General features: G+C 74.8%; 25 protein-coding genes and 1 pseudogene. 13 read left to right on the plus strand and 13 right to left on the minus strand.

Going from position 1 to position 23,076, the window contains the following annotated elements; genetic code table 11:
- Positions 1-26: 26 nt before the first annotated feature.
- From ACQP60_RS15190 to ACQP60_RS15210, 5 genes are all read left to right on the plus strand, one after another.
- On the plus strand, positions 27-1,037 hold the full coding sequence (locus ACQP60_RS15190; protein ID WP_429734251.1) for a Bug family tripartite tricarboxylate transporter substrate binding protein: 1,011 nt from the start codon (positions 27-29) through the stop codon (positions 1,035-1,037).
- The gene (locus ACQP60_RS15195) at positions 1,034-1,546 is read left to right on the plus strand and encodes a tripartite tricarboxylate transporter TctB family protein (protein WP_429734253.1); all 513 of its coding nucleotides are present in this window, start codon (positions 1,034-1,036) and stop codon (positions 1,544-1,546) included. The genes ACQP60_RS15190 and ACQP60_RS15195 overlap by 4 nt, the downstream gene beginning before the upstream one ends.
- Before the next feature lie 7 nt (positions 1,547-1,553).
- A complete protein-coding gene (locus ACQP60_RS15200; protein WP_429734255.1) occupies positions 1,554-3,125 on the plus strand; it encodes a tripartite tricarboxylate transporter permease in 1,572 nt (523 codons plus the stop codon).
- Positions 3,122-3,553: a universal stress protein gene (locus tag ACQP60_RS15205; protein ID WP_429734257.1), complete on the plus strand. Its 432-nt coding sequence runs from the start codon at positions 3,122-3,124 to the stop codon at positions 3,551-3,553. Before ACQP60_RS15200 ends, ACQP60_RS15205 begins: the two co-directional genes overlap by 4 nt.
- A gap of 131 nt (positions 3,554-3,684) precedes the next feature.
- Positions 3,685-4,593: an aminoglycoside phosphotransferase family protein gene (locus ACQP60_RS15210; RefSeq protein WP_429734259.1), complete on the plus strand. Its 909-nt coding sequence runs from the start codon at positions 3,685-3,687 to the stop codon at positions 4,591-4,593.
- A 40-nt stretch (positions 4,594-4,633) separates the two neighbouring features.
- Here the strand turns inward: ACQP60_RS15210 and ACQP60_RS15215 are convergent, their stop codons facing one another.
- A complete protein-coding gene (locus tag ACQP60_RS15215) occupies positions 4,634-5,206 on the minus strand; it encodes a hypothetical protein (RefSeq protein ID WP_429734261.1) in 573 nt (190 codons plus the stop codon).
- A gap of 91 nt (positions 5,207-5,297) precedes the next feature.
- Between ACQP60_RS15215 and ACQP60_RS15220 the strand changes: the two genes are divergently transcribed.
- Complete coding sequence (locus ACQP60_RS15220; RefSeq protein ID WP_429734263.1) at positions 5,298-6,485, plus strand: SLC13 family permease; 1,188 nt, start codon at positions 5,298-5,300, stop codon at positions 6,483-6,485.
- Between the two features lie 92 nt (positions 6,486-6,577).
- Here the strand turns inward: ACQP60_RS15220 and ACQP60_RS15225 are convergent.
- From ACQP60_RS15225 to ACQP60_RS15235, 3 genes and pseudogenes are all read right to left on the minus strand, one after another.
- Positions 6,578-6,955 (minus strand): annotated as a pseudogene (locus tag ACQP60_RS15225) (formyltransferase family protein); the annotation flags it as partial.
- A gap of 207 nt (positions 6,956-7,162) precedes the next feature.
- Positions 7,163-7,672, minus strand: coding sequence for a hypothetical protein (locus ACQP60_RS15230; RefSeq protein ID WP_429734265.1), 510 nt, complete (start codon positions 7,670-7,672; stop codon positions 7,163-7,165).
- Positions 7,669-8,319: a TetR/AcrR family transcriptional regulator gene (locus tag ACQP60_RS15235; protein WP_429734267.1), complete on the minus strand. Its 651-nt coding sequence runs from the start codon at positions 8,317-8,319 to the stop codon at positions 7,669-7,671. The genes ACQP60_RS15230 and ACQP60_RS15235 overlap by 4 nt, the downstream gene beginning before the upstream one ends.
- Before the next feature lie 83 nt (positions 8,320-8,402).
- On the opposite strand from ACQP60_RS15235, the gene ACQP60_RS15240 reads away from it, so the two are divergent.
- Positions 8,403-8,984 carry a 1-acyl-sn-glycerol-3-phosphate acyltransferase gene (locus ACQP60_RS15240; RefSeq protein ID WP_429734269.1) on the plus strand — a complete coding sequence of 194 codons (582 nt, stop codon included), beginning with the start codon at positions 8,403-8,405 and terminating at the stop codon, positions 8,982-8,984.
- A 6-nt stretch (positions 8,985-8,990) separates the two neighbouring features.
- Here ACQP60_RS15240 and ACQP60_RS15245 read toward each other — a convergent pair whose 3' ends face one another.
- A complete protein-coding gene (locus ACQP60_RS15245; RefSeq protein WP_429734271.1) occupies positions 8,991-9,896 on the minus strand; it encodes an SDR family oxidoreductase in 906 nt (301 codons plus the stop codon).
- Positions 9,897-10,000: 104 nt separating this feature from the next.
- On the opposite strand from ACQP60_RS15245, the gene ACQP60_RS15250 reads away from it, so the two are divergent.
- Both ACQP60_RS15250 and ACQP60_RS15255 read left to right on the plus strand, forming a co-directional pair.
- A complete protein-coding gene (locus tag ACQP60_RS15250; RefSeq protein ID WP_429734273.1) occupies positions 10,001-10,564 on the plus strand; it encodes a TetR/AcrR family transcriptional regulator in 564 nt (187 codons plus the stop codon).
- Between the two features lie 10 nt (positions 10,565-10,574).
- The gene (locus tag ACQP60_RS15255) at positions 10,575-11,126 is read left to right on the plus strand and encodes a GNAT family N-acetyltransferase (RefSeq protein WP_429734275.1); all 552 of its coding nucleotides are present in this window, start codon (positions 10,575-10,577) and stop codon (positions 11,124-11,126) included.
- Here ACQP60_RS15255 and ACQP60_RS15260 read toward each other — a convergent pair.
- Positions 11,007-13,070, minus strand: coding sequence for a hypothetical protein (locus ACQP60_RS15260; protein ID WP_429734277.1), 2,064 nt, complete (start codon positions 13,068-13,070; stop codon positions 11,007-11,009). The genes ACQP60_RS15255 and ACQP60_RS15260 overlap by 120 nt on opposite strands.
- A gap of 107 nt (positions 13,071-13,177) precedes the next feature.
- Here ACQP60_RS15260 and ACQP60_RS15265 point away from each other — a divergent pair, with 107 nt between their 5' ends.
- Positions 13,178-13,474, plus strand: a complete 297-nt coding sequence (locus ACQP60_RS15265) for a hypothetical protein (protein ID WP_429734279.1) — start codon at positions 13,178-13,180, stop codon at positions 13,472-13,474.
- Positions 13,475-13,543: 69 nt separating this feature from the next.
- Here the strand turns inward: ACQP60_RS15265 and ACQP60_RS15270 are convergent, their stop codons facing one another.
- Positions 13,544-14,434 (minus strand): universal stress protein, encoded by an 891-nt coding sequence (locus ACQP60_RS15270; protein ID WP_429734281.1) that lies wholly within the window; start codon positions 14,432-14,434, stop codon positions 13,544-13,546.
- A gap of 144 nt (positions 14,435-14,578) precedes the next feature.
- Between ACQP60_RS15270 and ACQP60_RS15275 the strand changes: the two genes are divergently transcribed.
- Positions 14,579-16,330 carry a sensor histidine kinase gene (locus ACQP60_RS15275; protein WP_429734283.1) on the plus strand — a complete coding sequence of 584 codons (1,752 nt, stop codon included), beginning with the start codon at positions 14,579-14,581 and terminating at the stop codon, positions 16,328-16,330.
- Here the strand turns inward: ACQP60_RS15275 and ACQP60_RS15280 are convergent.
- The 4 genes from ACQP60_RS15280 to ACQP60_RS15295 form a co-directional block, all read right to left on the minus strand.
- Positions 16,285-16,962: a response regulator gene (locus tag ACQP60_RS15280; RefSeq protein ID WP_429734285.1), complete on the minus strand. Its 678-nt coding sequence runs from the start codon at positions 16,960-16,962 to the stop codon at positions 16,285-16,287. The two genes, ACQP60_RS15275 and ACQP60_RS15280, sit on opposite strands and share 46 nt — an antisense overlap.
- Before the next feature lie 79 nt (positions 16,963-17,041).
- On the minus strand, positions 17,042-18,250 hold the full coding sequence (locus ACQP60_RS15285; protein WP_429734287.1) for a dipeptidase: 1,209 nt from the start codon (positions 18,248-18,250) through the stop codon (positions 17,042-17,044).
- Positions 18,251-18,334: 84 nt separating this feature from the next.
- Positions 18,335-18,694, minus strand: a complete 360-nt coding sequence (locus ACQP60_RS15290; RefSeq protein WP_429734289.1) for an RNA-binding S4 domain-containing protein — start codon at positions 18,692-18,694, stop codon at positions 18,335-18,337.
- Positions 18,695-18,744: 50 nt separating this feature from the next.
- The gene (locus tag ACQP60_RS15295) at positions 18,745-19,344 is read right to left on the minus strand and encodes an NADPH-dependent FMN reductase (RefSeq protein WP_429734291.1); all 600 of its coding nucleotides are present in this window, start codon (positions 19,342-19,344) and stop codon (positions 18,745-18,747) included.
- A 106-nt stretch (positions 19,345-19,450) separates the two neighbouring features.
- Here ACQP60_RS15295 and aspA point away from each other — a divergent pair, with 106 nt between their 5' ends.
- Together aspA and ACQP60_RS15305 are read left to right on the plus strand one after the other, a co-directional pair.
- Entirely contained in the window at positions 19,451-21,028 is a 1,578-nt protein-coding gene (gene aspA / locus ACQP60_RS15300; protein ID WP_429734293.1) for an aspartate ammonia-lyase, read from the plus strand.
- A complete protein-coding gene (locus ACQP60_RS15305) occupies positions 21,025-22,332 on the plus strand; it encodes an anaerobic C4-dicarboxylate transporter (RefSeq protein WP_429734295.1) in 1,308 nt (435 codons plus the stop codon). The genes aspA and ACQP60_RS15305 overlap by 4 nt, the downstream gene beginning before the upstream one ends.
- Positions 22,333-22,338: 6 nt before the next feature.
- Here the strand turns inward: ACQP60_RS15305 and ACQP60_RS15310 are convergent, their stop codons facing one another.
- Positions 22,339-22,755: a (R)-mandelonitrile lyase gene (locus ACQP60_RS15310; RefSeq protein ID WP_429734297.1), complete on the minus strand. Its 417-nt coding sequence runs from the start codon at positions 22,753-22,755 to the stop codon at positions 22,339-22,341.
- A gap of 38 nt (positions 22,756-22,793) precedes the next feature.
- A complete protein-coding gene (locus tag ACQP60_RS15315; RefSeq protein WP_429734299.1) occupies positions 22,794-23,042 on the minus strand; it encodes a DUF2630 family protein in 249 nt (82 codons plus the stop codon).
- Positions 23,043-23,076 lie beyond the last annotated feature (34 nt).

Consider the following 23,076-nt stretch of genomic DNA (forward strand, 5'->3'; position numbering starts at 1 on the left):
GCAGCACCGACAGTCTGGAGTACCCGGTGTCGACGACGACATCCCGCCGACGACGAGGCCTGCGCGCCGCCGTCGCCGTCGCCCTCGCCGCGACCCTCGTGGCGGTCTCCGCCGCGTGCGGCGTGACGCGCGGCGACGACTCGACCGACCTCGACATGTGGATCCCCAACAGCCCGGGCGGCGGCTACGACCAGACCGGCCGCGCCGCCGTCGGCGTCCTCGACCGCGACGACATCACCGGCGGCGACATCCAGGTCACCAACATCCTGGGCGCGGGCGGCTCGGTCGCGATGTCGCGGCTCATGGGCGAGGCGGGCAACGAGCGGCTCCTCATGACGCTCGGGCTCGGCGTGGTCGGCTCCACGTACTCGTTCGGCGTGGACGCCCGCCCGCACGACGCCACCCCGATCGCCCAGCTCATCGAGGAGCAGGAGGGCGTGCTGGTCCCCGCGGACTCGCCGTTCCAGACCATCGACGACCTGGTCGCCGCGTGGAAGGAGGACCCGGGCTCCGTGGTGGTGGGCGGCGGGTCGTCGCCCGGCGGCCCCGACCACCTGTTCCCCATGCAGCTCGCCAAGGCGACGGGCGTCGACCCGAAGGACCTGCGGTACGTGTCGTACGACGGCGGCGGCCCGCTGACCAGCGCCCTGCTGGGGCACAAGATCCAGGTCGGGTTCTCCGGCCTCGCCGAGTTCGAGGGGCAGATCGAGGCGGGCGAGCTGCGCGTGCTCGCCGTCTCCGGCGAGGAGCGCGTCGCCGGCGACGCCTTCGCCGACGTCCCCACCCTCACCGAGTCCGGCATCGACCTCGTCTTCACCAACTGGCGCGGCGTCGTCGCCCCGCCCGGCATCAGCGACGAGGCGCGCGACCGGCTCATCGACTACCTCACCCGCATGCACGACTCGCCCGAGTGGGAGCAGGCCCTCGCCGACAACGGCTGGACCGACGCGTTCACCACCGGCGACGACTTCGAGCGGTTCCTGCGCGAGCAGGACGAGCGGGTGTCGACCACCCTGAAGGAGTTGAACCTGCTGTGACCGTCCAGGAGGAGTCACCGGCGACGACGCCCCGCGTCGACCGCGCCCAGTACGGGCTGGCGGCCGTGCTGCTCGTCGTCGGCGTGTACACCGTCGTCGACGCCGCGACGCTCGAGGTCGGGTTCGCCGACCCCGTGGGCCCGCGCATCTTCCCGTTCGTCATCGGCGCCGGGCTGGCCGTGACGAGCGTGCTGCTCGCGGTCGCGACGGCACGCGGCTCGCGCCCCGAGCCGGAGGCGGGCGAGGACGTCGACGCCACGACCGCCACCGACTGGCCCACCGTGCTCAAGCTCGTGGGCGTCATCCTGCTGACCATCGCCACCGTGAGCTGGCTCGGGTGGGCGCTCGCGGGCGCCATCCTCTTCGCCGGTTCGGCCTGGGCACTCGGCAGCCGCACGGTCGTCCGCGACGTGCTGGTGGGCCTCGTGCTCGCCGTCGCCAGCTGGTACGGCTTCGTCGTCGGGCTGGGCATCCCGCTCACGCCCGGCGTCCTCGACGGGATCCTGTGAGGCTCTGATGGACAACCTCGGACTGCTCTGGGACGGCCTCGGCGCCGCCCTCACCCCCATGAACCTCCTGTACGCCGCGGTGGGCGTGCTGCTCGGCACGTTCGTCGGCGTGCTGCCCGGCATCGGGCCGGCGATGGCGATCGCGCTGCTGCTGCCCGTGACGTTCGGGCTGGAGCCCACGCAGGCGTTCATCATGTTCGCCGGCCTGTACTACGGCGGCATGTACGGCGGGTCGACGACGTCGATCCTGCTCAACACCCCCGGCGAGTCGGCATCGGTGATGACGGCGCTCGAGGGCAACCTCATGGCGCGGGTCGGGCGGGGCGCGCAGGCGCTGGCCACGGCCGCCGTCGGCTCGTTCGTCGCCGGCACGATCGGCACGCTGCTGGTCGCGATGTTCGCGCCGGCGCTGGCCGACGTCGCCGTCGAGATCGGCGCGCCGTCGTACTTCGCGCTCATGGTGCTGGCCCTGGTCATGACCGCGACCGTGCTGGGCGCGAGCCCGCTGCGCGGCCTCCTCTCGCTGTTCGTCGGCCTGACGATCGGCCTGGTGGGCCTGGACCTCAACACCGGGCAGCCGCGCCTGACGTTCGGCGTCACGCAGCTCGTGGACCGCCTCGACATCGTGGTGGTGGCGGTCGGCATCTTCGCGCTCGGCGAGGCCCTGTGGGTCGCGGCGCACCTGCGGCGCAAGCCCGCGCGCGTCGTGCCGGTCGGGCAGCCGTGGCTGGGTCGCGAGGACCTGCGCCGGTCGTGGAAGCCCTGGCTGCGCGGCACCGCCTACGGGTTCCCGTTCGGCGCGCTGCCCGCCGGCGGCGCCGAGCTGCCGACGTTCCTGTCGTTCGTCACCGAGCGCAGCCTGGCGAAGCGCGGCGTCACGAAGCGGCGCGCGGGCGCCAAGGACGAGTTCGGCCACGGCGCCATCGAGGGCGTCGCCGGGCCGGAGGCCGCGAACAACGCGTCGGCCGCGGGCATGCTCGTGCCGATGCTGGCGCTCGGCCTGCCCGTGACGGCGACGGCGTCCGTGATGCTGTCCGCGCTGCAGGGGTACGGCATCCAGCCCGGCCCGCAGCTCATGACCGAGCACGCCGACATGGTGTGGACGCTGCTCGCCAGCCTGCTCATCGGCAACCTTCTGCTGCTGGTGCTCAACCTGCCGCTGGCGCCGCTGTGGGCCAGGCTGCTGCGCATCCCGCGGCCGCAGCTCTACGCGGGCATCCTCTTCTTCGCCTGCCTCGGCGCCTACGCCACCAACCTCGACCCGTTCGACATCGCCCTGCTGCTGGTGTTCGGCCTGCTCGGGATGGCGATGCGGCGGTTCGGTCTGCCCGTGCTGCCGCTCATCCTCGGCGTCATCCTCGGCCCGCTCATGGAGACCAAGCTGCGCGAGGCGCTCACCATCTCCGGCGGCGACCCCGCCATCCTGTGGAGCGAGCCGCTGGCCATCGCCATCTACGCGGTGCTGGGGCTGGTCCTGCTGACCCGGCCGCTGCTGTCGCGGTGGCGGTCGCGGACCGAGTCGCGGATCGTCGCCGAGGCGGAGGACGCCGAGGCCGAGACGGAAGGAGCCGTCCGATGACGGAGCACGAGACCTCCCCCGCCGACGGCTGGGTCGTGGTGGCGTGGACGCCCGACGAGTTCGGCGACGCCGCGCTGGAGCACGGCATCGCCTGGGCGCGTGAGGGCGGGCGCGGCATCGCGGTCGTCAACGGCACCCGCGGCGACGCCCTCGTGGACGAGCGGTACGCCGCCCCTGCCGGGCTGGCCGAGCTCGCCGAGCGGCTGCGGGGCACCGGGCTGCCGCACGTCGTGCGGCAGGAGATGGGGCGCGACGTCGCGGAGCAGGTGCTCGACGTCGCCGCCGAGCTGTCCGCGCGCCTCGTCGTCGTGGGGCTGCGGCACCGCAGCCCCGTGGGCAAGCTGCTCATGGGCTCCGTCGCGCAGCGCATCCTGCTCACCGCCGAGTGCCCCGTGCTCGCCGTCAAGCCCGGGGAACGCCCCGCCTGATCCTCGAGATCGGTCATCCGGTGCGAGATCGGTCCTCATCCCGACCGATCTCGTACCGGATGACCGATCTCGCGTGTGAGTCGCCGCCCGAGGACGAACGCGGCACGAGGACTGAGCGCTAGCCTGCCCGGATGTCTCCCGCCAACCTGCACCTCCGCGCCCTCTCCGACCGGCAGCGGGTGCTGCTGAGCACGTGGCTGCCGGACGTCGTGGTCGAGGAGGACATGAGCTGGGGGCTCGTGGAGACGACGGTGCTCCGCGTGGCCGCGGGCGGGCGGACGCTCGTCGTCAAGGCCGGGGGCGAGCAGGACCACCACATCGCGCGGGAGCTCCGGGCGCACCGGGAATGGACGGGGCCCTGGCTCGCGGACGACCCCGGTGCGTCGCCCGACGAGGACCGGGTCGGGCGTCTGGTGCACGCCGACGTCGACGCCAAGGTGCTCGTCACGACATACCAGCCGGGCCGGCTGGTCCGGGACGACGCCGCGGCCGGCGACCCGGACACCTACGAGCAGGCGGGGCGGCTGCTGGCCGCCCTGCACGGGCAGCTCGCCGTCGAGGACGTCGGCTACGAGGCGAGGGCGAACGCCCGGGCCGAGCGGTGGCTGGACGGTCCGCACCGGATCGCCCCGGGCGACGTGGAGCGGCTCCGTACGCTGATCCGCTCCTGGCCGACGCCACCCGCCGTCGTCGTCCCGACGCACGGCGACTGGCAGGCACGTAACTGGCTGGTGGACGACGACGGCACCGTGCGCGTCATCGACCTCGGCCGCGCTGACCTGCGGCCGGCGATGAGCGACCTCGACCGGCTCGCGTCGCGGGAGTTCCGGCGGTACGCGGGCGCCGAGGAGGCGTTCCTCGGCGGGTACGGGCACGACCCGCGGGAACCGGGGGCATGGGCCCGGTCCCGGGTGCGCGAGGCGATCGGGACCGCCTGCTGGGCGTACCAGGTGGGCGACGACGCGTTCGAGGCGCAGGGCCACCGCCTCGTCGCGGAGGCGTTGGCCGACGCCGACGGCGCCCGCCCGGCGAGCCCCTGATCAGGCCGGACGGGCGCCGCGGGCAGCTGGTGCGGTCCGCTCACTGCGGCGCGGCGAGGTGCTCCTCCCAGGGCAGCGGGGTGACCGGGTGCGGCGGGTGGTCGGACGCCCGCAGGGTCAGGTCCACGACGGCGGCACGCACCCGCGTCCACTCGGCGCCGGGGCCGCCCGTCCCGTCGGTCTCCTGCGCGACCTCGAGGATCTGCCGCAGCACCAGGACGGCCCGTGCCCGGTCGACGCGCTCGGCGGTGCCGGGCCGGGTGGCGGCGCGCACCACCTGGGCGGCGAGGGCCGCGCCACGAGACCCGGGCTCGAGGGGCTCCGACGTCGCCAGGCGCACCGGCACCGGGGCCGCGCGCAGCGACCAGCGCGCGCCGGACGGGTCGTGCGCCACGATGCGGGTCGGGCCGCGCAGCAGCGACGCCACCAGCAGGGCGACGGCGGCCAGCACCGCACCCCCGGCGACGGTCAGCACCCAGCCGGCGGTCTGCGGCCCCGAGGGATCGGAGAGCATCAGCACGCCCAGCCACACCACCCAGACGGTGGCGCAGCCGACCGCGACGAGCGCGAAGATCAGGGGCGCGGAGGCGTCCCCGGGGCGTCGAGTGCTCATACCCCTCAGTTGCCGGCACGGGGTCGATCACTACAACCGAACTTCCCCGCGACGTCTACGCTCTGCCCGTGACACCCCCCGCGAGCCGGCGGTGACCGGCCCCGGCCGCCCGGCGAGAAGGTTCCTGCCGCCCCTGTGGGTGCCGGCGCTGCTCCTCGTCGTCGTCCTACCGCTGTCGGGGGCGCTGCCCGCCGCCGACGCCCGCTCCCTCGCCGAGCTCACCGGCCCGGTGCTGGGGTTCGTCGTGCTGCTCACCGTCGTCGCGGAGCTCTGCGCGGGTGCCGGCCTGTTCGACGCCGTCGCGGACGGCGCCGCCCGTCTCGCCCGCGGACGGGCGGTGACGCTCTGGCTCCTCGTGGCGGCGGTCGCGACCCTCTGCACCGTCGTCCTGTCCCTCGACACCACGGCCGTGCTGCTCACCCCGGCGGTCGTCGCCGTCGCGCGCCGCGCCGGCCGCGACCCGCTCCCCCTCGCGCTCACCGTGCTGGCGCTCGCCAACACGGCGTCGCTGCTGCTGCCGGTCTCCAACCTCACCAACCTGATGGCCGCGTCGTCGTTCGACGGCGGCTACCTCGGCGTCATGGTCGCGCCCGCCGTCGCGGTGCTCGTCGTCGTGCTCGCCACGCTCGCCGTCCTGCACGCCCCGGCGCTGCGCGGCACGTTCGCCGTGCCGGAGACGCGCCGGGCCGACGACCCGGTGCTGCTGTGGACGGCGGCGACCGTCGTCGTCCTCATGGGCGTCGGCTTCGCGGCCGGGCTGCCGGTGCTGCCCGTGGCGCTGGGCGCCGTCGTCGTGCTCGGCGCGGCGACGGCATGGCGCCGGGTGCCGCTGCTCGTCCCGGCGCGCGAGCTGGTGCCGTGGCGCACCGTCGTGGTCACCGCAGGTCTGTTCGCCGTCGTCGGCACCTGGCACGCGCACGGCCTCACCGACCTGCTCGCCCCGCTCGTGGGCACGGGCGACGACGCCGGCGCCCTCGCCCAGGTCGCCGCCGTGGGTGCGGCGTCCGCGAACGCGGTGAACAACCTGCCCGCCTACCTCGCCCTCGCCCCCACCGTCGCGGGCGACGACGCCCGGCTGGCGGCGCTGCTCGTCGGCGTCAACGCCGGACCGCTCGTCACGCCCTGGGCGTCGCTGGCCACGCTGTTGTGGCTGCAGCAGTACCGCCGGCACACGTTCTCCGCGCCCGCGGGGTTGCTGCGCCGCGTCGTGCTCCAGGGGGTGGTCGTCGCGCCGCTCGCCGTCGCGGCGGGGGTGCTCGCCCTGACGGCGCGGGGCTGACCGGCCGTTCCCGGTCCGCCGACAGAGCCCGGCACGACAACCTGTGCGGTGCGACGACTCGCCCAGGGCGGACTCGCCGGTACGCCCGCCGGTCAGGGCCGCCAGGTCCGCAGCACGTCGACGAGGAGCGCCTTCTCCGCGGCCTGCACCCGGGCGCGGAGGGCGGGCACGTCGTCGCCGGGCAGGACCGGGACCTCCGCCTGGGCGACGACCGGGCCCTCGTCGTAGCCCGCCGTCACCAGGTGGACCGTGGCACCGGAAGCCCTGCACCCGGAGGCGAGGACCGCCTCGTGCACGTGGTCCCCGAACATGCCGACGCCGCCGAACTCCGGCAGCAGCGCGGGGTGGGTGTTGAGGATCCGTCCCTCGAACCGGGCGAGCACGCGCGGCCCGAGCTTCTTCATGTACCCGGCGAGCACCACGACGTCCACGTCGGCGCCGTCGAGCACCCGAGGACGGCGGCGTCGAGCTCGCCCGGATCGGGATGCGTGAGGCCGCTGAGGTGGGCGGTCGCGACACCGTGCCGCCGGGCGACGTCGAAGATCCCCGCTCGGCTGTTGTTCCCGAGCACGAGCCGCACGTCGGCCGCGCCGGACTCCAGGACGTGGTCGGCGGTGCTGCCCGCGCCCGAGCCGACGAGGGCGATGCGGAGCGGGACGAGTGCGTTGGCTGCGCCGTCACGAGCTGAGCCTGCCTGACGACGGCACGCACCGGGCGCGTTGCGCGACGAGGAGGCGTCCCACGCCCGCGGCCGCCATCCCGGCGGCGACGAGTACCGCCAGCATGCCCGGCCACGCCCACAGCCCGACCACGACCGACGCGGCGAAAGCCAGGGAGCCGCCGAGACCGGCGAGGACGGCGGCCCGCCACGGGGGCGCGACGGCCGCGTCGTCGAGCACCCGCTCCAGGGCGGTCCCCACAGGGAGGCCGACGACCCAGACGACCACGGCCGCCACCATCCACATGGTCAGGCCGACGGCACCGGCCGCGGTCCCCCAGCCCGCCCCCTCGTCGCCCCTGGCCCCGAGGACGACGGCCAGGACGAGGCCCACGACCGCCGCCACCAGGACCAGCGCGAGGAGGATGCCGGAGGCCCACGCGCACGTCCGGGCGGTGACTCCGAACGCCCGCGACCACGGGCCGTCGCCGCCGAAGCGCCACACCCTGCCCTCCCGCTCGCCGCTCACGCCCGCACCTGCCCCGCGAGGCGGACGACGTCGTCCACGACCGACCGGACCCCGGGCAGGCCGGCGAGGCGCACGACCCGCGCGAGGAGCGGGGCCGCGCCGTCGACGAGCGCGCGCGTCCTGCGCTGCCCCGGCGAGGCGTCGTGCACCCAGAACAGCGTCACCCCGAGCCAGGCCAGCCAGAGCAGGTACGGCAGCTCGTCGCGCAGCGCGGCCGGGACCCGCGCGCCCTCGACCGCCTGGGCGTGCAGGTCCCGGCTGAGCCGCGCCGTCGCGTCGGACGCCCGGGAGAACGGGCTCTCGGCGGCACCGGGCCGGATCGCGACGGCGACGAGCTCGGAACCCAGGTCGTGGTACGGCTCGAACGCGTCGAGCCCCGCGTGCCACAGCGCGCGCAGCCGCGCGCCGAGACCCGTCTCGCCGTCCACGGCACCCGCCGCGCGGCGGGCGTGATCCTCGTTCACGTCGAGGTAGAGCTCCTGGACCAGGTCCGCCTTCGAGCCGAACCAGTAGTACGCGACGCCGGTCGCGACACCCGCCTCCGCGGCGACGGCGCGCATCGTCGTCCCCGCGAAGCCCTGCTCGCGGAACATCCGCAAGGCCGTCCGACGGACCAGGTCTCGGGTCGACTCCTCGGGGCCGCTCATCGCGCTGCCGGATTCCTGAACACGTTCAGTCTGAACATGTTCAGATTCCATCACACCTGCGCCAGGGCCGGTAGAGTCGCCCGATGCTCAGCACCCTGCGCCGCGCGCTCGCCGCCACCTACTGGCGGCTCAGCCGCTGGACCCTGTGCAGCGAGCCCGCCCCGGCGCAGGCGGGCGTGCTGGTGGGCGCGCCGCACACGTCCAATTGGGACTTCGTGCTCATGCTCGCCATCGCGTGGCGGCTCGGGCTGGACGTGCGCTGGCTGGGCAAGCACACCCTGTTCGCCGGCTGGCGCGGACCGCTCATGCGCGCGCTCGGCGGCATCCCCGTGGACCGTCGCGACCCCAGCCGCGTGGTCGACGACGTGCTCGCGCACGTCCGCGCCGGCGAGGTGTTCCACCTCGTCGTCACTCCCGAGGGCACGCGGTCGGGCGACGGGTGGAAGTCGGGCTTCTACCGCATCGCCCGGGCCGCGGACCTGCCGGTCACGCTCGGGTACGTGGACCGCACCACGATGACGACGGGCCTCGGCCCCACCCTCCGCCTCACCGGCGACGTGCGCGCCGACATGGACGAGATCCGCGCGTTCTACGCCGACAAGGCGGGCCTGCGTCCGGCGCTGCGCACCGAGCCGCGGCTGGCCGACGAGGACCGCCAGGGCTGAGAGACCTCAGCCGCGCGCCACGTGGTCGTAGGCGCCGGCAGCGAGGTCCTCGACCAGGGTCGGCCCCGTGGGCTCCCAGCCCAGCCGCTCGCGGGTGAGCGCGCTCGACGCGACGGCGTCCAGGCCCCAGAACCGGCTGAGCCAGCCGAAGTGCTCGGGAGCGTCCTCCGGGTCGACGGAGACGGCGGGCACCCCGACGGCACGGCCGATCGCCTCCGCGATCTCCCGGGAGGGCACGCCCTCCTCCCCCACGGCGTGCACCGCGGAGCCCGCGGGCGCCTTGTCGACCGCGAGGGCGACGAGCCGGCCGGCGTCGTCGACGTGGACCGCGGGCCACCGGCTCGACCCGTCGCCGACATAGCCGGAGACGCCGCGCTCCCGCGCGATCTGCGTCAGCACGGCCGTGAACCCGTGGTCGCCGACCCCGTGCACCGTGGCCGCGAACCGCAGCGCCACGGACCGCACGCCCTGGTCCGCGGCGTCGAGGGCCAGGCCCTCGGAGCCGCCGCGCGGGGCGTCCGGGCCGGAGAACACGGAGCGGTCGTTCTCGGTCATCACGGCGCCCGGGGTGGTGCCGATCAGGCCCGACGCCAGCAGGAGGCCGCGGCCGCTGCCGGCCAGCTCGTCGACGAAGGTCTGGACGACGGCGCGCTCGGTGCGGCCCGCGCCGACGTAGTCGTCGAAGTCGTGCTTGAAGGCCAGGTGCACGACGGCGTCGGCGTCCTTGGCGCCGGCGCGCAGGCTCTCCAGGTCGTCGAGCCCGCCACGGTGGACGGTGGCGCCCAGGGCCTCGACCCGGCGGGCGGAGTCGTCCGAGTAGCCGAGGCCGACGACGTCGTGCCCGGCCGCGAGCAGGTGAGGGACGGTGTGGGAGCCGATCCAGCCGGAGGCTCCGGTGACGAAGACACGCATGGGTTCTCCTCTCGGCCCGCGGGGCGCGGGCCAGGTGATGTCAGTTGCTGACATCACTCACGCTACACCTGATGTCAGAGGCTGTCATCACTAGACTGTCCCGCATGGCCCGATGGGAACCCGACGCGCGCGGACGCATGACGCGTGCCGCGCTCGACCTCTACGCCGAGCAGGGCTTCGAGCAGACGACGACGGCGCAGATCGCCGAGCGCGCCGGCGTCACCGAGCGCACGTACTTCCGGCACTTCGCGGACAAGCGCGAGGTGCTGTTCGACGGCTCGCACGAGCTGGAGGCCGCCGTCGAGGCCGCGATCGCCGGAGCCCCCCAGGCCGCCGACCCGCTCGACGTCGTCGGCGAGGCCGTCGCCACCGCCGTCGCCGTCCTCGACGAGCGCCGCGAGTTCGCGGCCCGCCGCGCCGTCGTCGTCGCCGCGACCCCGCGCCTGCAGGAGCGGGAGCTCCTCAAGCTCGCCGGGCTGCGCGACGCCGCCGCGGCGGCCCTGCGCGGTCGCGGGGTCCCGGAGCCCGACGCCTCGATGGTCGCGGAGGCCGGCGTGGCGGCGTTCCGCGTCGGGTTCGAGGCCTGGATCGCCTCCGGCCAGGCGCGCCCGGTCGCCGACGAGGTGCGGGCCGCCTTCGCGGCCCTGCGCGCCCGGGCCCGCGGCTAGGCTCGCGGTCGTGCCCGCCACGACGTCCCGATCCCTGCCCGCCGGCGTCACCCTGCGTCTGCTGCGCCCCGGTGACGGGCCCGCGCTCGCCGCGGCGTACACCCGCAACCGGGCGCACCTGGAGCCGTGGGAGCCCGCGCGCCCGCCGGAGTTCTACGACGCCGACCGGCAGGCCGAGCTCGTCGCCACGGAGCTGCGGTCGCACGACGACGGCCGGTCGGTGCCGTTCGTGCTCGAGCGCGGCGACCGGATCGTCGGCCGCGTCAATCTGTCCGACGTCGTGCTCGGGGCGTTCCGCAACACCCACCTGGGCTACTGGGTCGACGCCTCGCTCGCCGGGCGCGGCGTCATGACCGCGGCCGTCGAGGCCGCGTGCGCGCACGCCCGCGACGACCTGGGCCTGCACCGCGTCCAGGCGGCGACCCTGCTGCACAACGCGGCGTCACAGAAGGTGCTCGCGCGCACCGGGTTCGAGCGCATCGGCACCGCGCCGTCCTACCTCCGCATCGCCGGCCGCTGGCAGGACCACGCCCTCTTCCAGCGCATCCTCCACGACGACTGACCTGCGCCGGCGGCGCACCACGAGAGCGACGACGCCCGCCCCCGCGGCGAGCACCAGCACGACGACGCCGGCACCGGCGGCCGTCGAGAGCCCGGCCCGGTCGGACGCCGCGCCCGCGTGCTCGGCGGCGGCGTCCAGGTCGCCGGCGGCGAGGTCGTCCCGCGCGCGCCCGGCCGCCCGGTCGACGCCGAGCACCAGCGCCCCCAGCTCCGTCAGCGGGTCGCGGTCCGCGTCGGACGCGCGGACGGCCGCGCCGACGCGCGTCGTCACCTCGGCGGCCCGCGGCAGCAGCGCGGCGAGCTCCGCGTAGGCGTCGGCGTCGGACGCCCCCTCGTACGCCGCGCGCACGGACTCCGGCGCCTCCACGCCCGCGGCGGCCGCCGCGGCCTGCACCTCGCCGGCGTCCTGCGCGGCGCCGTCGAGCGCGGCCCGCACGTCCTTCGCCGTGCCGAACTCCCAGTCGGTCATGGCCGTGCGCAGCCCGAGCGGCGGCGACCAGGCACCGTCGGCGTCGTCGAGCTCCGCGTACGCGTCGCGCGCGGCGGCCCGGGGCTCGAGCGCGGCCTTCTGCTCGGCGTCGAGCACCCAGGTGCGCAGCACCTTCGAGGCTCCGGAGACCTCTCCGCGGTCCTCGACGAGGTCGAGGAAGCGCCGCCAGTCCGTGCGCCCCCAGTTCTCCTCCCGCGACCCCGGTCGCTCGTACGCGCTCTCCCCCGACTGCGCCGCCGACACCACCGCCGTGAACGCGTCGTCGTCGAGCCCGCCCAGCAGCTTCTGCACCACCGCGTAGGACGCCGCGTACCCGTACTGCTCGGCGTCCTCGTCGAGCTCGCCGGGGTGCGCGTCCCACGCCGTCAGGGGCACGGCGACGTCGGCGCCCCGGTCCGGCGTCGACCACGGATCGCTCGTCGCCCCGGTGCGGTCGACGGCGCGCTGCGCCACCACCTCCGTCATCCCCTCGGACAGCCACCTCCCGGTGAGCCGGTCCGGGTTCAGCCAGGCGTGCGTGAGCTCGTGGTACAGCGTCGCGGTGTCGAGGTCCTCGGGGATGACGATCTCGTCCTTGTCCGCGTCGAACCAGGCGTACCCGAGCACCTTCGGCGACACGTCCTCGCGGATGGTGTCCAGCCCGCCCGGCCACGGCTGCCCGACGAGGTCCTCCAGCACCGGCAGGCCCTTCTGCAGCCGCTTCGCCACGAACCCGGTCCACCTGGTGTCACCCGGGAAGCTCTGCAGGGTGAGGCTCGTGCCGTCCACGTCGACGGACTTCTCGTCCGCCTTCTTCGGGTCGCGCGCCGAGACGACCGCCCAGATGCCGTCGGAGTCGGTGTTCTCGGTGGCCCGGTACGTGACCGTCTTCCCGGACCGCTCCGACGTGAACGCGTCGGACGTCGCGTCGAACGTCATCGACGCCGGCAGCACCACCTCGACCGTCGTACGGCCGACGTCCCCCACGCCCGACACGGCGAACGTCGCGAACCCGTCGCCCACCCGCGTGTAGTCCGCCGAGCGGACCGGCTCGCCCGGCACCACGAAGCTCCACTCGATGGTGCGCGTCTGCCCGTACCGCAGCGGCGCGAACGTCGCCACGGCGTACCGGGTGCTCGGGTCCTCGGTCGCCTCGAGCCGCACCGGCAGGGCGGCGCCGCCGCTCGTCGCGCGCACGTCCTCGGCCCCCGCCGGGACGGCGATCGAGTACGACGTGAAGTAGTAGTACGTCAGCCCGCGGTCGGGCGTGACGTTGCCGATCGTGGTGGTCGCCGTCGCCCGCACCTCGGTGTCCTTCGCCCGCAGCACGTACCGGCTGTGCGACTCCTCCGTGAGCCCCTCGTCGGCGACCGCGGCGGGGCCCGCCAGCAGCAGGGCGCCGGCGAGGCCGGCCCCGAGGAGGGCGGGCGGCAGGTGCGGCGCGGCACGACGGCGGGGCGCGGGCGAGAGGATCATCGCGCGCATCCTTGCGTGCGGCGTCCCGGCCCTGCAAGCGCCGTCCGCGTGCGCGACGTCGTCCCGTGCGGTAGACCGGATCCCGTCGGGCCGCGGAGGGGGACGCCATGGGTACTGACAGCACAGGCGCCGGCGACGGCACCGTCGGCACGGACGCCGGCTCGCTGACGATCGCCCTGCTCACGGCGTGCTCCGAACCCGACCTCGGCATCCGGTCCCGCGTCGTGCAGGAGCTGCTCGACGAGGCGAGCGTCGACCCCCGCCTCGCGCGAGAGGTCATCACGACCATGCTCACGGCGTCCGTGATGTCCTTGCGCGCCTACACCGACGCGACGCAGCGCGACCCGCACGACGTCCTGCGCGCCCTGGGGACCAGCTGGTCGCAGCGCTCGCTCCACGCCTGAGGGCGTCTCCCCGACCGGTGTTCTTGCCGCCGCGGCCCTCCGGGGGAGTCGACGGGCGCGGCGGCAAGCTCAGTCGTGCACCACCGACACGGCGCACGGCGCGTGGCGCACGATCCGGTCGGGACCGCTGCGCGCGCGGCCGACCTGCAGGGAGGCGGCGCGGCCGCCGGTCACCACCAGGTCGTCGGACCGCAGCGCGGCGAGCAGCGCGCCCGGCGCGACGCCCTCGCGCATCTCGACCGTCCACCCGACGGCGGGGTACTTCTCGCCCCACCGCGCCACCCGGGCCTCGAGGTCCGCCCGCGCCTCCGCGCGCAGGCGTTCCAGCCAGGCCAGGTCGCCGTCGGTGGCACCGGCGAACAGCCCCTCGTCGGCGGCGTGCGCCGCGGTGAGGGAGACGCCGGCGCGGTCGGCCTCGTCGAACCCCGCCTCGAGCACGCGGTCCGAGGCTTCGCGGGGGTCGACGGCGACGACGACGCGGCGCGGGTCCTGGGCGCGGGCGGCCCGCGGCACGACGACCACCGTGCCGGGCGCCAGCGCCGCGACGGTGGACGAGATCGAACCCATCGGGACGCGGTCGAAGGTGCCGACGCCCCGGCGTCCCACCACGACGACGGCGCCACGGCGGGCGTGGTGCACGAGGACCGCGCAGGCGTCGCCGCGCACGGCCACGAACTCGACCGCGCCCGGCGTCGTCGCGAGCTCCCGCGACGGGGCGGTGCGCTCGAACCGCGCCCGGGACCGCGCGACCAGCGCCTCCGCCTCGCCCCTCGGGTCGGGCCCGCGGGTCGTCACCGACCCGACGCCGACCGGCTGGGCGTAGGCGTGCACGACGACGAGCCGCGCCGTCAGGCGCAGCGCCTCGCCCGCCGCCCACGCCATCGCGTGGTAGCCGCCCTCCGAGCCGTCGACGCCCACGACGACGTCCCGGACGGGTACCTCCACGCTGCTGGTCACCATGACGTCCTCCTCCGACCGCACCAGTGGGCCACGCGTGCCGGGGACCGTGTCAGTGCCGAACGCCCCGGCGGCCGGGCCGAAGGTCCCGATCGGGACGAGCGGGTCAACGGGCGGGCATACGGCCCTGCTCCTACCCTGTGTGCCGTGAGTCCGCGGCAGGGCCGCCCGGACCGGCACATGGACGTCCTCCTGGACGCCGTCGTGTCCGTGGGCCGGGGCCTCGAGCTGGAGACGACGCTGCACCGGGTGGTGCAGGCCGCCGCCACGGTGGTCGATGCTCGCTACGCCGCCCTCGGCGTCCTCGGCGACGACCGACGCATCGCCCGCTTCCTCACCGTGGGCATGTCGGAGGAGGAGATCCGCGCCGTCGGCCCGTACCCCACGGGGCACGGGATCCTCGGCGAGCTGATCCGCCACCCCGTCCCGCTGCGCCTCCCCGACATCGCCGCGGACGCGCGCTCCGTCGGGTTCCCGCCGCACCACCCGCCGATGCGCAGCTTCCTCGGTGTGCCCCTCCAGGTGCACGGGAAGCCGTTCGGCAACCTCTACCTCACCGAGAAGCGCAGCGGCGGGGAGTTCACGCCGGACGACCAGCGGCTCCTGGAGGGTTTCGCCACCGCCGCGAGCTTCGCCGTCGAGAACGCGCGCCTCTACGAGGAGACCCGGATGCGGGAGCGGTGGCTGCGGGCCGACGACGAGATCGCGCGGCGCCTGCTGTCCGGCGAGGACCCGGACAGCGTGCTCGACCTGGTCGCGGCGGAGGCGATCAGCGTGTCCGCGGCCGACACGGCCGGCATCGCCGTGCCGGTGGAGGACGGCCCCGTCCAGGACCCGCCGGCCCTCGTCGTCCGCTCGGCGGTCGGGATCCGGGCGGAGAGCCTGCGCGGGCAGGTGCTGGACCCGCCGCGCTCGTTCAGCGCGATGGCGTTCGTGGACGGGCGCCCCGTCGTCACGGCCGATGCCGCCACGGACGGCCGGGCCCAGGTCGCCCTGCACCCGGACGGCACGCTGGGCCCCGTCGCCGCCTTCCCCCTGGTGGGCCGCGGGCGGCGGGCTCGCGGCGTCCTCGTCGTCGGGCGGGTGCGCGGCGCCGAGCCCTTCCCCACCGTCGTCGTCGAGGCGCTGGGCGCGTTCGCGAACCAGGCGGCCGTCGCGCTCGAGCTGGCCGAGCGGCGCGCCGACGCGGCCCGGCTCGCCGTGGTGCGCGACCGCGACCGCATCGCCCGCGACCTGCACGACCTCGCCGTCCAGCGCCTCTACGCGACGGGGCTCTCCCTGCAGACCGTGGACCGCCGCCTCGCGTCGCCCGGCCCCCTGGACGCGGAGGAGACGCGCGAGGCGGCCGGCCGGGTCGGGTCGGCGATCGACCAGATCGACGAGACGATCGACCTGATCCGCACCACCATCCGGGGGCTGCGCGACCCGGGCGGCGACCTCCCGCACCGCGTCGGCACCCGCTCGCTGCTCCTGGCGGAGGCCGACGCCGCCACCCACGCGCTCGGCTTCGCGCCGACCGTGCGGTTCGAGGGGCCGATCGACGCCCAGGTGCCGTCCACGGTCGCGGCGCACCTCGTCGCCGTGCTGCGGGAGAGCCTGTCGAACGCGGCCCGGCACGCGCGCGCCACGCGGGTGCGGGTCGCGCTGCGCGCCGACGGCGACCTGGCCCTGAGCGTCGTCGACGACGGCGTCGGGATCCCCGCGGACGCGCCGCGCAGCGGGCTGGCGAACCTCGCCCGCCGGGCGTCGGAGCTGGGCGGGTCGTTCGAGGTGCGGCCGGGTCGGGCCGGCGGCACGGCGCTGCGCTGGCGGGTGCCGCTCGCGCCCGGGCGCAGCGACGTCGCCGGCGCGGATCAGGGGGCAGGCGGCCGGTCGGGGGCCTCGGGCCGCGCCAGCTGATCGAGCCGCGCCGCGAGGACCGCCGCCTGCACCCGGCGCTCGAGGCCGAGCTTCGCCAGGAGGCTGGACACGTAGTTCTTCACGGTCTTCTCGGCGACGAACAGCTCGGCACCGATCTGCCGGTTCGTCATGCCCTCGCCGATGAGGGCCAGGATGCGCCGCTCCTGGGGCGTGAGGTCGGCGAGCGGGTCGTCGACCTCCGTCTGCCCGCGCAGGCGCGCGAGCACCCGGCCCGTCGCGCGCGGGTCCAGCAGGGAGCCGCCGCCCGCCACCGTCCGGATGCCCGCCACCAGGTCGGTGCCCCGCACCTGCTTGAGCACGTAGCCGGACGCGCCGGCGAGGAGCGCGTCGAACAGCGACTGGTCGTCGTCGAACGACGTGAGCATGAGGACCGCGACGTCGGTGCGCGAGCGCAGCTCCCGGCAGACGGTGACGCCGTCGCCGTCGGGCAGCCGGACGTCGAGGACGACGACGTCCGGCCGCAGGGCCGGGACCCGCGCGAGGGCCTCCGCCGCCGTCCCGGCCGTCCCGACGACCTCGAGGTCGTCCTCCATGCCGAGCAGGTCGGCGACGCCGCGGCGCACCACCTCGTGGTCGTCGACGAGGAACACCCGCACGGGCGCGCCGGTCATGGGCTCACGCTAGCCCTCCGGACCGCTCCCGGCCGGGCAGCCGTCGGGGGCAACGATCAGGAGGGCGCCTCCGGGGCCGTCAGGCGCCGCCGTCGAGGTCCTCCAGGCGCGCGACGCTGGGCTCCCGCTCGCCCCGCAGGCGGGCCGCGACGTCCTCCGCGCCGCGCAGCACGCGCAGCACGTTGCCGCTGGTGAGCCCGGCCAGGTCGGCGTCCGACCAGCCGCGGCTGGCGAGCGCCGCCAGCAGGGCGGGGTAGCCGGAGACGTCACGCAGCTCGTCCGCGAAGCCGCCGGCGCCGTCGTAGTCGCCGCCCAGCCCGACGTGCGCCGCCCCCGCGACCTCGCGCACGTGCTCGACGTGCGCCACGACGTCGTCCAGCGTCGTCGGCGGCTTGGGGTGGGTCTCGGCCCAGGCGGTGGAGAACCGGTCGAACTCGGCGTAGTCGTTCGGCGCGATCCCGGCGGCCCGCGCGGCCTCGCCGGCCTCGGCCCGCCACTCGCCGATCGCGGGGGTGACGAAGCTCGGCACGAACGTCACCATGCACACGCCGTCGTTGTCGGCGAGGCGCGCGAGGACGTCGTCGGGCACGTTGCGCGGCACGTCGCAGACGGCGCGCGCGGAGCTGTGGGAGAAGATCACCGGCGCCTCGGAGACGTCCAGGGCGGCACGCATCGTGCCCGCCGACACGTGCGACAGGTCGACGAGCATCCCGAGGCGGTTCATCTCGCGCACCACCTCGCGCCCGAAGGGCGTCAGGCCGCCGTGGTCGAAGCGCCCGTCGGCGGGGCGCTCGTCGGTGGCCGACTCCGCCCACGGGGTGTGGTGGTTGTGCGTCAGCGTCATGTACCGCACGCCCAGCTCGTACAGCATCCGCAGCGCGCCCATCGACGAGTCGATCGACTGGCCGCCCTCCGCGCCCATCAGCGACGCGATCCTGCCCTCCGCCCACGCGGCCACGACGTCGTCGGCGCTCGTCGCGAGGCGGAAGTGCTCCGGCCAGCGCGCCACCATGCGGCGGGTGGCGTCGACCTGCTCGAGCGTCGCCGTCACCGCCGCGCTGCCGGGCAGGTTGGACGGCACGTACACCGACCAGAACTGCGCGCCCACGCCCCCGGCCCGCAGCCGCGGCACGTCGGTGTGCGTGCGTCCCTCGGTGCCGGCCTCCAGGTCTAGCCGCGCCCAGTCGTACGCGACCTGGTCGCGCGCCTCCCACGGCAGGTCGTTGTGCCCGTCCCAGACGGGGTGCTCCCGCAGGAGCGCGGCGATGCGGTCGGCGGTGCTCGTCATGTCCCGCACGCTACCGGCCTCGCCCCACCCGAGCTGTCAGGGCCAGGAGCACGGGAACGTGCGCGTGGTCCTGACACGTCGCGGTCAGCGGCGGCCGCCGCGCAGGCGGTCGATCTCGCGCCGCTCGCGCTTGGTGGGGCGGCCGGCGCCGCGGTCGCGGACGCCGACGGCCTCGCGCTCCTGGCGAGTGGGCATCGGCGGGCTCTCGTCGCGGTACGCCTTCACGGCGAGCGGCGCTCCGACGCGCTTGGGCAGCAGCTCGACGACGACGACCTTGCGGTCCCGGAGCGGGTCGCGCCACGTGATGGTGTCGCCCACGGTGACGGACGTCGACGGCTTGGCCACGGTGCCGTTCACGCGCACGCGCCCCGACCGGAGCAGGGCGGCCGACGACGACCGGCTCTTGAAGAGCCGCACCGCCCACAGCCACACGTCCACGCGCACGACGTCAGCCTCTCACGCCCCGGCCCGCCCCCGGCCGCGTCGGCGACCGGCTACTTGGCCGACGCCGGGTCGCTGTCGCCGATGTGCCCGGGCGCCGTGACGGCGAGCACGCGCTGCACGAACGCGCAGTACTCGTCCATGTAGTGCCGCAGGAAACCGGCGGTGCTCTCGTTCGTCACCTCGCCGTCCGGGCCGAAGTCGTCGGCGACGAAGGTGATGTACGCCTCCGGGGCGTTGAGCTGCGGCGCGTCGAGGAAGCTGAGGACGGCGCGCATCGACGACTGCATGACGGCGGTGCCGATGCCGCCCGGCGACGCGCCGATGATGCCGACGGGCTTGCGCGCGAAGGAGTTCTGGCCCCACGGGCGCGAGCCCCAGTCGATGGCGTTCTTCAGGGCGCCCGGGATCGACCGGTTGTACTCCGGCGAGACGACGAGCAGCCCGTCCGACGCCTCGACCGCGGCCTTGAAGGCCCGGCCCTCGGGCGGGTAGTCGGCGTCGTAGTCCCAGCTGTAGAGCGGGAGGTCCCCGATGGGGATCTCCGTGAACTCGAGGTCCGCGGGCGCCAGCCGGACGAGCGCCCGGGACAGCGTGCGGTTGATGGACCCCTTCGCGAGGCTCCCGACGATGTAGCCGATCTGGTAGGTCATGACGACTCCCTGCTCCTCCGGTGCGAAGGCCCGACGGCGTTCCGTCGGCAGGCCACCGTCCATTCTGCGCGGGTGTCGTGGCGCCCGCGTTGCTAGCGTCGGGCCCATGGCTGAACCCATGGCCGACGTGCGCGTCGAAGAAGACCTGCTCGGACCGAAAGAGGTCCCTGCGCAGGCGTACTACGGGATCCACACCGTCCGGGCGATCGAGAACTTCCCCATCTCCGGGACGACCATCAACGACGTGCCGGAGATGATCCGCGGCATGGTGATGGTGAAGAAGGCGGCGGCGCTCGCGAACCGGGAGCTGCGCGCCATCCAGCGGGACGTCGCGGACGCCATCATCGGCGCGTGCGACGAGGTGCTGGTCAAGGGGCGGTGCATGGACCAGTTCCCGATCGACGTGTTCCAGGGCGGCGCGGGCACCAGCGTCAACATGAACACCAACGAGGTGATCGCCAACCTCGCCCTGGAGCTGTCCGGCTTCCCCAAGGGCCGCTACGACGTCATCAACCCCAACGACCACGTCAACAAGTCCCAGTCGACCAACGACGCCTACCCCACCGGCTTCCGCCTGGCCGTGCACGCCCTGACCGAGGCGCTCGTCGTGGCGGTGCGACGGCTGTCGCGGGCGTTCGACGAGAAGGCGTCGGAGTTCGCGGACCTGCCGAAGATGGGCCGCACCCAGCTGCAGGACGCGGTGCCGATGAGCCTGGGGCAGGAGTTCGCCGGGTTCTCCGTGAACGTCGCGGAGGAGGTCAAGCGCCTGCGGAACGCGGCCGACCTGCTGCTCGAGGTCAACCTGGGCGCGACGGCGATCGGCACGGGCCTCAACACCCCGCCCGGCTACCCGAAGGTCGCGGCGCGGCGGCTCGCGGAGGTGTCCGGGCTCGGCACGGTGCCGGCGGAGAACCTCGTCGAGGCCACCTACGACAACGGCGCCTACCTGGCCGTGCACTCCGCGGTGAAGCGGCTCGCGGCCAAGCTGTCGAAGATCTGCAACGACCTGCGCCTGCTGTCCTCCGGGCCGCGCGCGGGGCTCAACGAGATCAACCTGCCCGAGCTGCAGGCCGGGTCGTCGATCATGCCGGCCAAGGTGAATCCGGTGATCCCCGAGGTGGTCAACCAGGTGTGCTTCAAGGTGATGGGCAACGACGTCACCATCACGCACGCGGCCGAGGCCGGGCAGCTCCAGCTCAACGTCATGGAGCCGGTGCTGGCGGAGTCGATGTTCGAGTCGATCCGGCTGCTGACCAACGCGTGCGACGCGCTGCGCACCAAGTGCGTCGTCGGGATCACCGCGAACGCCGAGGTCATGCGCCAGCACGTCCTCGGCTCCATCGGCATCGTCACCTACCTCAACGAGGTGATCGGGCACCACAACGGCGACCTCGTGGGCAAGGAGGCGGCCCGCACGGGCGCCTCGGTGCGCGACGTCGTCGTCGCGCGCGGCCTGCTCACCGCCGAGGAGGTCGACAAGATCCTCACCACCGAGAACTTCCTCCACCCGCGCTACAGCGGCCGCTTCTACGCACCGGACGAGCGCGGCATCCCGCCGCTGGGCGAGGAGGGCGAGTCGTCGCGCGTCGTGGAGTCCGACGACGCGACCGGCGCGCCGTCCGACCCGGGGCACGAGCACGACGACGACGCCACGGCCGCCGAGGAGGGTGAGGCCGCCCGGTGATCCTCGTCCAGTTCGCCGTCGTCCTGGTCTTCGTCTTCATCGGCGCGCGCCTGGGCGGGATCGGGATCGGACTGGCGGGCGGCGCCGGCGTCATCGTCCTCGGGCTGCTCGGGCTCGAGGTCGACCCGGCGACGGGCGTCCCCTGGGACGTGCTGGGCATCATCATGTGCGTCATCGCGGCCATCGCCGCGATGCAGGCGGCCGGCGGGCTGGACTACCTCGTGGCGAAGACGGAGGTGCTGCTGCGCGCCCGCCCGCGCAGCATCACCTTCCTCGCGCCGCTCGTCACGTACGTGATGACGGTGTTCTCCGGCACCGGGCAGGTCGCCTTCTCCACGCTCCCGGTGATCGCCGAGGTGGCGAAGGAGTCGAACGTGCGACCGTCGCGGCCGCTGTCCATCGCGGTGGTGGCGTCGCAGATGGCGATCGCGGCGTCACCCATCTCCGCGGCGGTGGTGGCGATGGCCGCCGTCGTCGAGCCGCTGGGCGTCGACTACCTCACCCTGCTCACGGTGGCGGGGGTGTCCACGCTGGTGGGCTGCATGGTCGGCGCCGTCGTCGCGTCCCGGCAGGGCGTGGAGCTGCAGGACGACCCGGTCTACCAGGAGCGGCTCGCCAAGGGGCTGGTGAAGCGGCGCGAGCGCACCGAGTTCGTCGCGAAGCCGCGGGCCCTGCTGTCGCTGATCATCTTCGCGGCGGCGCTGCTCGTCGTCGTGCTCTACTCCACGGCCGTGTCCGACTCCGTGGGCCTCATCGAGGACCCGACCATCACCCGCAGCGGCGCCATCATGACGTTCATGCTGCTGGCGGGGCTGCTCATCGCCCTGCTGTGCAAGATCGACGTGAGCACCGTCATCACGCAGCAGACGTTCCGCAGCGGCATGAGCGCCGCCGTCTGCATCATCGGCGTCGCGTGGCTGGGCAACACGTTCGTGCAGGGCCACACCGCCGAGATCGAGGAGCTGGGCGGCGACATCATCCAGCGCTACCCGTGGATGCTCGCCGTCGTGCTGCTGCTCGCCTCCGCCCTGCTGTACTCACAGGCGGCGACGACGATCGCCCTCATGCCCGTGGCGGCCGGGATGGGCGTCGCGGCGACGACGATGGTCGCGTCGTTCCCCGCCGTGACCGGCCTGTTCCTGCTGCCGACCTACACCACCGTCGTCGCCGCCATCGAGCTCGACGACACCGGCACCACCCGCATCGGGAAGTACCTGTTCAACCACTCGTTCATGGTGCCCGGGCTGGTGTCCGTCGCGTCCGCCGTCGCCATCGGCTTCGGCCTGGCGCCGCTGCTGATCTGAGCGGCGTCAGACGTCGAGCCACGGCGCGCGGGCGTACTCCTCGTCCGTGACGTGCTCCAGCCAGGTGGTCGTCGCCGCCGGGTCGTCGGCGTTCTCGAGCATCGCCAGGTGCTCCATGAAGTCGTCCGGCGACGCCCCGTGCCAGTGCTCCTCCCCCGGCGGGCAGTACACCGTCTCGCCGGGCCGGGCCTCGACGACGACGCCGTCGCGGGTGCCGACCAGCGCCACGCCCGACACGACGTGCAGCGTCTGCCCGCGGGCGTGCGAGTGCCAGGCCGTGCGCGCCGCGGGCGCGAACCGCACGAGCGCCACGACCATCCGCTGGTCGCCCTCCTGCGGCGCGGCGATCGGGTCGAGCCACACGTCGCCGTGGAACTGCTCGGGCGGGTTCTTCGTGGTCGCGGGGCGGGGGATCTTCTGCATCGGTCGGAGGCTCCTTGCTCCAGGGGTGGCGGACGGCGTCACCCCCGGTAGTGCTCCACGACGTCCGCGGGGCGAACGGTCGCCTGGTCCGGGTCGCCGCCGAACTCGCGCGCCGCCTGCCGCTGCCGCAGCAGGTCCCAGCACTGGTCGAGCCGGGTCTCCGTCGCGGCGAGCTCCTCGTGCTCGGTGCTCGCGTCGATCTCGCCCTTCGCCAGCCGCTCGCGCAGCTCTCGTTCCCGGGCGATGAGGTCGCTGATGGTCTGCTGGATGTCGCCGTCGGTCGCCATCGTCCGATGGTCTCGCGACCGGCCGCACCTGGCA

The sequence above is a fragment of the Isoptericola variabilis genome, from assembly GCF_050311655.1.
In the GTDB taxonomy this organism is placed as follows: Bacteria; Actinomycetota; Actinomycetes; order Actinomycetales; family Cellulomonadaceae; genus Isoptericola; species Isoptericola variabilis.